This window comes from Tateyamaria sp. 7Alg 36 (assembly GCF_059882455.1).
This window is the reverse complement of sequence record NZ_CM187613.1, coordinates 356,140-369,207: the sequence shown is the minus strand read 5'-3', so window position 1 is coordinate 369,207 and position 13,068 is coordinate 356,140. Positions and strand designations below refer to the sequence as shown.

Annotated in this window: 10 protein-coding genes; 6 read left to right on the top strand and 4 right to left on the bottom strand. The window is 59.0% G+C overall.

What is annotated here, in order from left to right:
* Window positions 1-293 precede the first annotated feature (293 nt).
* From AC6GQJ_RS01725 to AC6GQJ_RS01705, 5 genes are all read left to right on the top strand, one after another.
* A complete protein-coding gene (locus AC6GQJ_RS01725) occupies window positions 294-1,508 on the top strand; it encodes an NADP-dependent isocitrate dehydrogenase (RefSeq protein ID WP_500771155.1) in 1,215 nt (404 codons plus the stop codon).
* 109 nt (window positions 1,509-1,617) lie between these two features.
* Window positions 1,618-2,232, top strand: coding sequence for a YitT family protein (locus AC6GQJ_RS01720; RefSeq protein WP_500771153.1), 615 nt, complete (start codon window positions 1,618-1,620; stop codon window positions 2,230-2,232).
* A gap of 99 nt (window positions 2,233-2,331) precedes the next feature.
* Window positions 2,332-2,667 carry an SMR family transporter gene (locus tag AC6GQJ_RS01715; RefSeq protein ID WP_500771151.1) on the top strand — a complete coding sequence of 112 codons (336 nt, stop codon included), beginning with the start codon at window positions 2,332-2,334 and terminating at the stop codon, window positions 2,665-2,667.
* A gap of 108 nt (window positions 2,668-2,775) precedes the next feature.
* The gene (typA, locus tag AC6GQJ_RS01710; protein ID WP_500771149.1) at window positions 2,776-4,593 is read left to right on the top strand and encodes a translational GTPase TypA; all 1,818 of its coding nucleotides are present in this window, start codon (window positions 2,776-2,778) and stop codon (window positions 4,591-4,593) included.
* 168 nt (window positions 4,594-4,761) lie between these two features.
* A complete protein-coding gene (locus AC6GQJ_RS01705; RefSeq protein WP_500771147.1) occupies window positions 4,762-5,511 on the top strand; it encodes a hypothetical protein in 750 nt (249 codons plus the stop codon).
* 25 nt (window positions 5,512-5,536) lie between these two features.
* Here AC6GQJ_RS01705 and AC6GQJ_RS01700 read toward each other — a convergent pair whose 3' ends face one another.
* From AC6GQJ_RS01700 to recA, 3 genes are all read right to left on the bottom strand, one after another.
* On the bottom strand, window positions 5,537-5,824 hold the full coding sequence (locus tag AC6GQJ_RS01700; protein ID WP_500771145.1) for a DUF1330 domain-containing protein: 288 nt from the start codon (window positions 5,822-5,824) through the stop codon (window positions 5,537-5,539).
* A 1-nt stretch (window position 5,825) separates the two neighbouring features.
* Window positions 5,826-8,480: an alanine--tRNA ligase gene (alaS, locus tag AC6GQJ_RS01695; RefSeq protein WP_500771143.1), complete on the bottom strand. Its 2,655-nt coding sequence runs from the start codon at window positions 8,478-8,480 to the stop codon at window positions 5,826-5,828.
* Between the two features lie 159 nt (window positions 8,481-8,639).
* Window positions 8,640-9,719, bottom strand: a complete 1,080-nt coding sequence (gene recA / locus AC6GQJ_RS01690) for a recombinase RecA (RefSeq protein ID WP_500771141.1) — start codon at window positions 9,717-9,719, stop codon at window positions 8,640-8,642.
* A gap of 444 nt (window positions 9,720-10,163) precedes the next feature.
* Between recA and AC6GQJ_RS01685 the strand changes: the two genes are divergently transcribed.
* Window positions 10,164-10,763 (top strand): gamma-glutamyl kinase, encoded by a 600-nt coding sequence (locus AC6GQJ_RS01685; RefSeq protein ID WP_500771139.1) that lies wholly within the window; start codon window positions 10,164-10,166, stop codon window positions 10,761-10,763.
* A gap of 9 nt (window positions 10,764-10,772) precedes the next feature.
* Here the strand turns inward: AC6GQJ_RS01685 and AC6GQJ_RS01680 are convergent, their stop codons facing one another.
* Window positions 10,773-13,052 (bottom strand): ATP-binding protein, encoded by a 2,280-nt coding sequence (locus AC6GQJ_RS01680; protein WP_500771137.1) that lies wholly within the window; start codon window positions 13,050-13,052, stop codon window positions 10,773-10,775.
* Window positions 13,053-13,068: the final 16 nt, after the last annotated feature.

Genomic DNA, 13,068 nt, shown 5'->3' with positions numbered 1-13,068 from the left:
AAGATCTATCACCAAAAATGCAAAGCCGGACGAGAGGCCACAGTCGCATTGCGCTGTGGCCTCTTGACCGGTGCAGGTCCGAGCAGAGACCGAAAGCACCGGCGTCTATCGTCCGGACCTCGCTTATGACGCGAAGTCTGGACAAAATTGTGGCACGATCACGGTTCTTTGTGGCCCGACCCGAATTTGGTAAGGAAATATACAGGCCCGCCCCGCAGACAGGGTTTTTTCGGGCCGGTTTCTGCGCTATGGCCGCTCAAAGACCCCGACGACACATGTAAAAGGATGCCCACGTGACCAAGATCAAAGTGGAGAACCCCATCGTCGAGATGGATGGCGATGAAATGACCCGCATCATCTGGGATTTCATCAAGCAAAAGCTGATCCTACCCTATCTGGACATTGACCTGCTCTATTACGATCTGAGCATCCAGTCCCGCGACGAGACCGACGACCAGATCACCATCGACGCGGCCGAAAAGACCAAAGAGGTCGGCGTCGCGGTGAAATGCGCGACCATCACGCCGGACGAAGGACGGGTCGAGGAATTCGGTCTCAAGAAAATGTGGCGCAGCCCCAACGGCACGATCCGCAACATCCTTGGCGGCGTGATCTTCCGCCAGCCGATTATCTGCAAAAACGTCCCCCGCCTTGTCCCCGGATGGACAGCGCCGATTGTGGTCGGGCGTCACGCCTTTGGTGACCAGTACAAGGCCACCGACATGAAGTTCCCCGGCGCTGGTACGCTGACCATGAAGTTCGTTGGCGAAGACGGCACTGTGGACGAACGCGAGGTCTACAAGGCTGATGGTCCCGGCGTGTTCATGTCGATGTATAATATCGACAAGTCGATCTACGACTTCGCGCGTGCCTCGTTGAACTATGGTCTGAACCTTGGCTGGCCCGTCTACCTATCCACCAAGAATACCATTTTGAAACAATATGATGGCCGTTTCCTCGAAATCTTTGACGAGGTTTATAAGGCCGAGTTCAAGGACGCCTTTGAAGAGGCCGGTATCTGGTACGAACACCGCCTGATTGACGACATGGTCGCCTGCGCGATCAAGTGGAACGGCAAGTTCGTCTGGGCCTGCAAGAACTACGATGGCGACGTGCAGTCCGATGTGGTGGCGCAAGGCTTCGGCTCTCTCGGGATGATGGCCAGCCAGTTGATGACCCCCGATGGCAAGATTGTGGAAAGCGAGGCCGCGCACGGCACCGTCACCCGCCACTACCGCCAGCATCAGGCGGGGCAGCAGACCTCGACCAACTCCATCGCGTCGATTTATGCATGGACCGGCGGGCTCAAGCACCGCGCCAAGCTGGACAACAACACAGCACTGATGGATTTCGCCACAACGCTGGAAAAGGTGATCGTGGACACCGTGGAAAGCGGCCACATGACCAAAGATCTCGCGCTGCTGGTCGGCCCCGATCAGGGCTGGCTGACCACGATGGGTTTCCTTGAGAAGATTGACGAGAACCTGAACGCGGCGCTGGCAGGTTAAGCGCCGCCTGCCCGTTCCCCACCCATTTGCAAAAGGCCCGCCATCGTGCGGGCCTTTTCACATTCACACAGGCTTTACCCCGCGCGCCGTTTGTCTTAGCGGTGCATTCATGGAAACGCGCACTGCCAACCCCTTGAAACACACCGCACTTGAGGACGCCCAAGGGCTGGGCCTTGGCGTGTTGATGTGCGGGCTGGGCATGGTGTTTCTGACCCATGCGGGGCTGATTACCGGCCAGACCGCAGGCATTGCCGTTATCATCAGCTATCTGACCGGTTGGTCCTTCGGGTTGGCCTTTTTCGTGGTGAACCTGCCGTTTTACTGGCTGGCCTACCGGCGGCTTGGCGTTGCCTTCACGCTCAAATCACTGGGCACGGTCACCGCCCTGTCGCTCTTGACCGAGGTGCTGCCGCTGGGCCTGACGCTTGACCACCTGCACCCCGGCGTGGGCGCGGTGGTGTTCGGGGCGCTGGTGGGCACCGGATTGCTGGTCATGTTCCGCCACAACGGCTCGCTAGGCGGGCTGGGGGTTGTGGCGCTGCTGGTGCAGGACACGACGGGGTTCAAGGCGGGATATGTGCAACTGATTGCCGACGCGGTGATCTTTGCCATTGCGGCGCTGCTGTTCCCGATTGAAAGTGTGGCATGGTCGTTGTTGGGCGCGCTGGTGCTGAACCTGATCATCACGTTCAACCACCGCCGCGACCGCTATATCGCCACCTGACCCAGCACAGGGCCGCCTGCCAATCGCAGCGCGCCCCACGGATTGCCGCAGCGTCCCTGCGCGCACTAGACACATCGCAGAACCCGAACCGGAGCCATCATGCCGCTGACCTATCTTTTCCTCTTTCTCGCGGTCGCCGCCGAGACGATCGGCACCACGGCCCTACAGGCCAGCGCGCAGTTCACGCGGTTCTGGCCCTCGGTTCTGGTGGTGATCGCCTATGGGGTCGCGTTCTTTTTCCTGAGCATCGTGCTGAAACATATTCCGGTCGGCATCGCCTATGCGCTGTGGTCGGGTCTGGGCATTATGCTGATCGCGCTGATCGGTTGGGTGGTCTTCGGCCAGCGCCTTGATCTGCCTGCGGTTCTGGGTCTGGCGATGATTATCGGCGGAATTGTGGTCATTCAGCTCTTCTCGCACAGCTCAACGCACTAAGGACGCAGCGGTCAGGTGCGCTAGGGCTTTCTTTCTGCATCGCGGCGCTATATGGCGCGCACAACAGACTCGGACCGTCCGGGTTATAATCCGTACAAGAGGTCCGAAATGGAACTGCGCAACATCGCCATCATCGCTCACGTTGACCATGGCAAAACCACGCTAGTGGACGAACTGCTGAAACAGTCTGGCACCTACCGCGAAAACCAAGCCACCACCGAACGGGCGATGGACAGCAACGACCTTGAGCGCGAGCGCGGGATCACCATCTTTGCCAAGCCGACCTCGGTCGAGTGGAAAGGCACACGCATCAACATCGTCGACACCCCCGGCCACGCCGACTTTGGTGGCGAGGTTGAGCGTATCCTGTCCATGGTGGACGGTGTTGTCCTGCTGGTCGATGCGGCCGAAGGCCCGATGCCACAGACCAAGTTCGTGACGTCCAAAGCGTTGAAACTGGGCCTACGCCCCATCGTCGTCGTCAACAAGGTCGACAAGCCCGATGGCGAACCCGACCGTGCGCTGGACGAATGTTTCGACCTGTTTGCCAGCCTTGACGCCACGGATGAACAACTGGACTTCCCGTCCATGTACGCCTCGGGCCGCGCCGGTTGGGCCGATTTCGAACTGGACGGCAAGCGTGACGGTCTGGACGCCCTGTTCGACCTGATCCTTGATCACGTCCCTGCCCCCGCGCAGATCGCAGACACCGACAAACCCTTCACCATGCTGGCAACAACGCTGGGCGGTGATCCGTTCTTGGGTCGTCTGCTGACAGGTCGTGTCGAATCCGGCACCCTCAAGGCGGGTCAGACGATCAAAGCGATGTCGCGCGACGGCACGCTGATCGAAAACTTCCGCTGCACCAAAATCCTCGCCTTCCGTGGGCTGGAACAAACCGCCATCGAAACCGCCGAAGCGGGCGACATCGTGTCCATCGCGGGCATGACAAAAGCCACCGTGGCCGACACGCTGGCCGACGCGTCGGTGACCGAAGCGATCCCTGCCCAGCCGATTGATCCGCCCACCATCACCGTGACATTCGGCATCAACGACAGCCCACTGGCGGGCCGCGACGGCAAGAAAGTCCAAAGCCGCGTCATCCGTGACCGCCTGCTGAAAGAAGCCGAATCCAACGTCGCCATCAAAGTCAGCGACACGCCAAGCGGCGACGCGTTCGAAGTCGCAGGCCGTGGCGAATTGCAAATGGGCGTTCTGATCGAGAACATGCGCCGCGAAGGGTTCGAATTGTCGATCTCGCGCCCACAGGTTCTGTTCCGTGAAATCGACGGCGTGCGCCACGAACCCATCGAAGAAGCCACAATCGACGTGGATGACGAATATTCCGGCGCGGTCATCGAAAAGCTGACCGGCGTGCGCAAGGGCGAACTGGTCGAGATGAAGCCAGCAGGCGCTGGCAAAACCCGCATTGTGGCCCATGTACCGTCGCGCGGCCTGATCGGCTATCACGGGGAATTCCTGACCGATACACGCGGCACAGGCGTCATCAACCGCGTCTTCCACGACTGGGCACCGCACAAGGGTCCGATCCCGGGCCGTCGCGCTGGCGTTCTGATCTCAATGGAGAATGGCACCTCGGTCGCCTTCGCCCTGTGGAACCTCGAGGACCGTGGCAAGATGATGATCGGTGCGCAGGCAGACGTCTATACCGGTATGATCATCGGCGAACACAGCCGCGAAAACGATCTTGAGGTGAACCCGCTCAAAGGTAAGAAACTTACCAACGTTCGTGCCAGCGGCACCGACGAAGCGGTCCGTTTGACCACGCCGATCACCCTGTCGCTGGAAGAGGCGATTGCCTATATCGACGACGACGAACTGGTCGAAGTGACGCCCAACGCGATCCGTCTGCGCAAGCGCTATCTGGACCCGCACGAGCGTAAACGCATGGCCAAGGCCGGCTGATCACCGCATCTGACGGGCGCGCCGAACGCGCCCGAATTTATCGCAAGCTGCCAAACGGGCCGCGCGGATCTTTTCGCGCGGCTTGTAAACGTTGCGCACTGTGTTAACCTTTGTGATCTAAGAACATAATTTTCCACTATTTTTTTATCACAGTCAGGTAAGCGCGGCATGTCAGCCATTTGGACAAAGACCATAATAAACCTGCGCAAGTTCGCAGAAAGCGGGCAAAGCTATTCGCTCAAGGCGTATCACGACAAGGTGGTGCGCCTTAAAAGTGGTCGGCCCAGTAATTTCACTGATAAAGAGGCCAAGCTGTGCTTGACCAAAGATGTCGCCACCGCACTTGCGTCCACGGAGAAGTTCATCAAGCCGCTAAAGGCAGTGGCGCAATCCAAATACACCTATGAGAATAAAATTGACGATGCCGCGTCGATGGAGGCATGGGTGCGCGCCAAAGCGGCCCTGATCCGCAAGGGCGCGAAAAGCCCGGAATATAGCAAGGCGATGGCGTCCTATGTCGAGGTGCTGCGCCAGCGGGATTCGCGGCTGGGCTATGACGTTGATGAAATTCAGGCCTTCATGCCCCATGCCGACAGGCTGCTGGCCGAGGCGAACCTGTCCGTGCGTCATGGTCAGGCGCTCAGCAAATTCTTTCAGGCCTGCGCCAAGGAACCCAAGCTGAAGGCACACGCGTCGAAATTCGCTGCCTTGTCGGCGGATTGCACAGCGTTTTTGAAGAATGCCCAGATGATCAGCCGCTATCTCGCCTCGATCCAGGCGGAATGCAAAAAGCAGCTGCCGATCATCAAGGAAAAGAAGAAAGTCAGCTATCAGTGGTATCAGGCGGCCAAGAAAAAGCCGCCGCAGGATGTCAAAACGATGGAGAAGAATACGAAGGCCAAGAAGCCTTCGTTCTGATTTTTGTGGGCGTGGTACGTGTGTCTTACGCGGTTGTTTCCACGATCACCAGTTCGCGCTCGGACGCGTCGCGGGCAAAGGCCAGTGCCGCCTGATACGCATCCGAGTGGTAACATTTTTCCGCCGTTTCCACGTCGGGAAAGCGCGCCACCACATTGCGCGGGCGTTCCTTGCCTTCCAGCTGCACATAGCGACCACCACGGGCGATGAATTCCCCCCCGTGCTCGGCAATGGCGACCGTCGCGCCTGCGGCGTATTTCTTGTATGCCTCTTCGTCGGTGACGGTGACATGTGCGATCCAAAGTGCTGGCATCTTATCCTCCTAGGACAGTTTTGGCCGCCGCGATTGCGGCATCTGCGTTTGCGATATCCTTGGCCCCGCCTTGGGCCATATCGGGGCGTCCACCGCCACCTTTACCGCCCAGTTCGGCCACGGCGGCTTTGACCAGATCAACCGCGCTGACCGTGCTGGTCGCATCATCGGTGACACCTGCGGCCACGGCGACCTTGCCGTCATTTTCCGCGATCAACAGGATGGCACCGCTGCCAAGTCGCGATTTGTGCTCGTCGATCAGCGCGGGCAAATCCTTGCCCGTCACGCCGGTCAACACCTGCGCAAGGAAAGACACGCCGTTGATGCTTTCCGCTTCGGGCGCGGCCTGCGCGCCACCGGACATGGCCAGTTCGCGACGCAATTGCGCCACCTCGCCCGCCAGTGCCTTACGCTCGTCCAGCAGCGCCTTGACGCGGGCCGGTACATCCTGCGCCTGCGTCTTGAGATCACCCGCCACAAGCGACAGCAGCGCCTCCTGACCGCGCAGATAGTCCAATGCGACCGCGCCGGTCAGCGCCTCGATCCGGCGCACGCCCGCGCTCGAGGCACTATCGCCCAGCACCACAAAGGCGCCGATATCGCCGGTCTGGCGCACATGGGTGCCGCCGCACAGTTCCAGCGAATAGGTGTCCCCGCCCGTTCCCTTACCGGAACCGGCCTGCGCGCCCATGGACACTACGCGTACCTCGTCGCCGTATTTCTCGCCAAACAGCGCCTGCGCACCAAGGGCGCGCGCGTCATCCGGCGTCATGATACGGGTTTCAACCGCGCCGTTCTGCCGGACATAGGCGTTCACCTCTGCCTCGACCTTGGCGAGTTCATCCGCGCTCAGCGCCTTGCCGTGCGAGAAGTCAAAGCGCAAACGATCCGGCGCATTCAACGACCCGCGCTGTGCCACGTGATCCCCCAATGCGCCGCGCAGAGCCTCGTGCAGCAAGTGCGTGGCTGAGTGGTTGGCACGGATCGCGGTGCGGCGGCTGTGATCCACTTCAAGAACGGCAGCTTCCCCTTTGGAAATGCGTCCTTTTGTGACTTTTGCGATGTGCACGAATACGTCCGCCGTCTTGCGGGTATCCGTAATGTCAGCCGTGCCGTTTTCGGTACGGATCACGCCCGTATCGCCAACTTGCCCACCGCTTTCGGCATAAAACGGCGTCTGGTTCAGCGCGATTTGGATTTCTTCACCCGCGTCCGCGCCATCAATTTGCGCGCCGTTTTGCACAACGGCAACGATCTGCCCTTCGGCAGTTTCGGTGTCGTACCCAAGGAAATCTGTGCTGCCATGCGCTTCGGCCACGTCGAACCAGACGGTCGCATCCGCCGCCTCGCCCGAACCGGACCACGCCGCGCGGGCCTTGGCCTTTTGTTCGGCCATGGCCGCATCAAAACCATCCGTGTCCACACCGCGGCCCTGTTCACGCAGCGCATCCTGCGTCAGATCGAGCGGGAACCCATAAGTGTCATAAAGCTTGAACGCCGCCGTACCTGGCAGATCGGCGCCGTCATCCAGCCCGCCAACTTCATCCTCAAGCAGTTTCAACCCTCGCTCAAGCGTTTGCTTGAACCGCGTTTCCTCGGCTTGCAGCGTCTCGGTGATCAGGGCCTGCGCCTGCCCCAATTCGGGATAGGCCGCGCCCATCTGACGGACCAATGCGGGCACAAGGCGGTACATCACAGGGTCTTTCGCCCCCAGCAGATGCGCATGGCGCATCGCGCGCCGCATGATCCGGCGCAGCACATAACCGCGCCCGTCATTGGACGGCATCACGCCATCCGCAATCAGGAACGAGGTCGACCGCAGGTGATCGGCGATCACGCGGTGGTGCACGTTCTGGTCGCCATAGGGCGCAACATTGGTGGCATCGGCGGACGCTTCGATCAGCGATTTGAACAGGTCGGTGTCATAGTTGTCATGGCTGCCTTGCAGCAGCGCGCCGATCCGTTCCAGCCCCATGCCGGTGTCGATCGACTGCATGTCCAGATCAATCATCGAGCCGTCTTCGAACTGCTCGTTCTGCATGAAAACGATATTCCAGATCTCGATAAAACGGTCGCCATCTTCCTCGGGACTACCGGGAGGGCCACCCCAAATATGTTCGCCATGGTCATAGAAAATTTCAGTGCACGGACCGCAAGGACCGGTCGGGCCCATTTGCCAGAAATTGTCAGAGGTCGCGATGCGGATAATCCGCCCTTCCGGAATCCCGAGCTTTTTCCAGATGTTATAGGCTTCGTCGTCGGTGTGATAGACGGTCACATACAGCCGTTCCTTGGGAATGCCGAACTCACCCGTGATCAGGTTCCACGCGAACGGTATCGCCTCTTCCTTGAAGTAGTCGCCGAAACTGAAGTTCCCCAGCATCTCGAAAAAAGTGTGGTGGCGTGCCGTATAGCCTACATTGTCCAGATCGTTGTGCTTGCCGCCCGCGCGCACACATTTCTGTGCCGACGTCGCGCGTTGGTAGTCGCGTTTCTCGACACCCGTGAACAGGTTCTTGAACTGCACCATGCCCGAATTGACAAACATCAGCGTCGGATCGTTGCGTGGCACAAGCGGGCTGGACGGGACAACAGCATGTCCCTGTTTTTCAAAGTAATTCAGGAATGTTGAACGGATATCGTTAAGAGATGGCATAGGACAAACCTTGGGCGTCTTCGGGATCGCTTTGACATATCTCCGTGACGCGCCACTGTCCACAAACGAAACAGGGTGACGCATGAGCATCACCCTATCTCTTTTTTTAGGCCGTCTTCACCTCAGGATCGTGGGAACCTGAGCGGCGGAAGATCGGCGTTACGCTTCAAGGATATCGTCGTCGCCGGTCTTTTCCGCATCGCTCATATCGAAATCAAGACCATGGGCAGCGCGGATCTTGTCCTCGATCTCCATCGAGATACGAGAGTTTTCTTTCAGGTAGGTCTTGGCATTCTCACGCCCCTGCCCGATCCGCTCGTCCCCATAGCTGAACCAAGAGCCGGACTTTTCGACCACGCCAGCCTTCACGCCCAGATCCAGCAGCTCACCCATTTTGGAGATACCTTCGCCATACATGATGTCGAATTCGACCTGCTTAAAGGGCGGTGCCACCTTGTTCTTGACGACCTTAACGCGGGTCGCGTTGCCGACCACTTCGTCACGATCCTTCAACGCACCGATGCGGCGGATATCGAGACGCACCGAGGAGTAGAACTTGAGCGCGTTGCCCCCGGTCGTCGTTTCGGGCGAGCCGAACATGACGCCGATTTTCATCCGGATCTGGTTGATGAAGATGACCATACAGTTGCTGCGGCTGATGGAACCGGTCAGTTTGCGCATGGCTTGGCTCATCAAACGAGCCTGAACGCCAACACTGCTGTCGCCCATATCACCTTCAAGTTCCGACTTGGGCGTCAGTGCGGCAACCGAATCGACAACAACCATATTCACAGCACCGGAGCGGACCAGCGTGTCCGTAATCTCCAATGCTTGCTCACCCGTGTCGGGTTGCGAGATCAGCAACTCGTCAAGGTTAACGCCAAGCTTCTTCGCATATTGCGGGTCAAGGGCGTGCTCGGCGTCCACAAACGCACAGACACCGCCATTCTTTTGCTGCTCTGCAACGCAGTGCAGGGTCAGCGTGGTTTTACCCGACGATTCAGGGCCATAGATCTCAATGATACGGCCCATCGGCAGGCCACCAATGCCCAATGCGATATCAAGGCCAAGCGATCCGGTCGAACTGGCAGTGATATCCATCACGGCACCTTTGTCGCCCAGCTTCATGATGGACCCCTTGCCGAACTGACGTTCGATCTGAGCCAATGCGCTGTCGAGCGCCTTCTGTTTGTCTGCTGATTTTTTGTCTGTCATTGTCAAAAGGTCTGCCATTGCCATGAATTTTGTCCTTTGTGTCACACCCGCATGGGGGCGGCAATCGCTGCCGCTTGTGTCATTCTGTTCCCCTTGCGTTCCATATGGGACCAAACCGAGAACATTTCAATCTTTTTCTCTCTTTCCTTCCTTCGGGGTTATGGCCCGCGCCGATGAGGATAGGCGTCTGAATGGGTATGGATCAAAGCTAGGACAGTCAGGTTAACGGTTGATGAATGCCTATCCATTTCTCCATTCCGTTGTGAGAAGACCGTGCGAGATACAATTGCCGCTGGCACGCACCCGCAGGATTTGGACACTTGAAAGATCGCGAGAAAGGCCACTACAAACCTGGAAGGCAATTCTAGTTGGTTGCATTGTTCAGATGGCCCCACGCGGGAAAACTGGCGCAAGAAATAGGACCGGATTGCCGGAAATGACGGAATGACAACGGGCGGTGCAGCGTAGGTGTTGGTTTTTTACAAGGCAAAGTTGGCTTTCCTGTCGGTCCCGAAAACCGGCACGACGGCGTACGAAGCGGCGCTGCGCGATTACGCGGATCTGGTGATTTCCGAGCCACCAATGCTAAAGCACGCGCCGGTTTATCGCTACAACCGGTTTGTGCGGCCCATGTTTCTGAAAGTATGCGACACCGAACTGGAAGTCATGGCGGTGATGCGCGAACCGATCAGCTGGCTGGGAAGCTGGTGGCGGTACCGACAGCGGCCATTCATGCAGGGCAAACCGAATTCAACCGAAGGTATCAGCTTTGATGATTTTGTGCTGGCCTATATGAAGGGGAAAAAGCCCGCATTTGCGGATGTGGGGAGCCAGTTCAAGTTTCTGGAAAGCCAGCCGAACGGCACCGGTGTGACGCACCTGTTCCGATATGAGGAGCAGGACCGGCTGCAAACATTTCTAACAGAACGGCTCGGCGTTGAATTTGAACTGGAACGGGCCAATGTCTCGCCTGCCCTTCCGGTGAACCTGTCGGCGGATGTGGAGCAACGCTTTCGCCGGAAATTTGCCGAAGAATTCGACCTTTACGACTCCATCCCCTCGGCCTGAGCCTGCGTTCTAGTGAAGTTGGCTGTGCACAGTCTCGGCCAGATCATTCAACGAGAATGGTTTGGGCAGGAACACGGAGTTCGGAATGCTGTCTTTCTGGTTGTTCAGCCTGTCCTCGGTATAGCCCGACACAAACACCACCCGCACTTCGGGCCGGACCTTTAGCGCCTCGCGCACCCAGCTTGGGCCGTCCTTACCTGGCATGACGACATCCGTGACAAAAAGGTCGACGTTCAGGTCAATATCTTCGAGTGTTTTCAATGCCGCTTCGGCTGAATCCGCTTCGAGGACGGTGTAGCCGCGCAGGCGCAATGCGCGGCTGGCAAAGGCGCGCACGGGGGCCTCATCTTCGACCAGAAGAATGACACCTTCGCCGTGTTTCGGCTCAAGCTTCGGTTCGGGTTTGGGTTCGGCCACGGGGGCGGCAACGCTTCCTTCAAGGACGGGGAACATGATGGTAAATGTGGTGCCTTTCCCGACGGCGCTGTCGACAAAGATGAACCCGCCTGTCTGTTTGACGATGCCGTAGGCGGTGGATAGACCCAGCCCTGTCCCCTCGCCCGTGCGTTTGGTCGTATAAAACGGCTCGAACACTTTTTGCAGCTTGTCGGGCGGGATGCCCATGCCCGCGTCCATCACGCGCAGGCAGACGTAATCCCCCGCGGGCACGCTCACACGATCCCGTTCCAGCGGTTCGGAGAGGGAAACGCATTCCGTCTCGATCTCGATCTCTCCGCCATTGGGCATGGCGTCGCGCGCATTGACGACGAGGTTCATCAACACCTGTTCAAGCTGGCGCTTGTCGGCACGGATCGGTTTCAGCACCGGATCGTGGGTCAGGGTCAGCCGCACCTTTTCCCCGACCAGGCGGTTCAGCAAATGCGTCAGATCGGACATGGTGTCGCGTAAATCCAGTTCTTCGGGGCGTAGGGTCTGTTTGCGCGAAAAGGCGAGCAATTGGCCCACAAGGGCAGCCGCGCGGTTTGCGTTCTGGTTGATTTGCACAAGATCACCATAATCAGAATCCCCGTGATCATGGCGCAACAGCAGCAGATCGCAATGGCCCGAGATGGCGGTCAGCAGGTTATTGAAATCGTGGGCCACGCCGCCTGCCAACTGGCCGATGGCCTGCATTTTCTGGCTTTGGACAAACTGCGCTTCCAACGTCTTTAGCTCGGTCGCATCGGCTAGCACCGCTACAATGGAGGTGTCGGCCTGATCACACATCCGGTTCAGAGCCACCTGCACGAACATCTCTTTATCCGCCCGCTTGAGCCGCAGAAATTCTGACTGCTGCACGGCGCGGCCCGAGGTTGTTTCATCCAGCCAATCGGTGATCGGGCGGCCCAACCCCTCCATCAGGGTCGTAATATGCACCCCCACATCCAGTTCCGGCCCGACAAGGTCCGCGCCCTTGCGGTTGAACCCCTGCACTGTGCCATCGGGGGAAAAGCGTACCAAGGGCACGGGCAAATCCTCGAACGCGGTCCAAGTGGCGGGCTGATCGCTCGTGTCGGTTAGCACGTCGGGCGGGGGCAAAAGGTAAACGGCCGTGCGCCCAGCACCTGCGTCGACTTTGCTGGCCAGAACTTCCGCAGGGCCATTGGCGGTTGTAATCTCGTTCACCTCGCCGTCGCGCACGGGCAGGCTGGTAAAGATCACGTCGAGCGATTTCGCCCGAGAGCCGACCAGTTTGCGCGCGCGGTCATTCATATACAGGATCGCGCCTGTGCGTCCGATCATGACCATCGGCAGGCCGGGGCCGTCCGTCCCGCGACCCGGCCCCGTGTCCGACACCGCCTCAAGCCGCCAGAGCAACCGATCCTCGTCAAGCGCGTGAACGGCCAGCCGGACATATCCTTTGCGGGTCACGATATCCTCTTGCGCGGCACCGTTTTCAGCGTCCGCGGCGGCCTTCAGACGAAAGATAATCCCGCCCGGATTGGCGAATGTATTGCGCAACGTGCCCGCGAGCGTTTCACCCTGAAGGGTCGCAAAGGTTTTGCGCGCGGCGGCATTGGCGCGCAGCACCTCGCCGTCATGGGAGCACACAAAACTGGGCGAGCCGTCCTTTTCAATAAAGCGTTTGATGGCGGACAGGGCGATATCCTGTTCGATCCGCATCCGGCGCCCCGCGACTGTCACCATCAGCCCGAGCGCTGTCAGGGCAAGGGCAGCGGCGCAAAAGCTCGACTGCACCAAGGGTTCAGGCGCAAGAAACCCCATCACCCCGAACAGGACCGCAGCGCCAAGCAAGCCGTAAGCGCGCTGCGATTTGGTTGAGGCCATTCGTGCGAACCTGTTC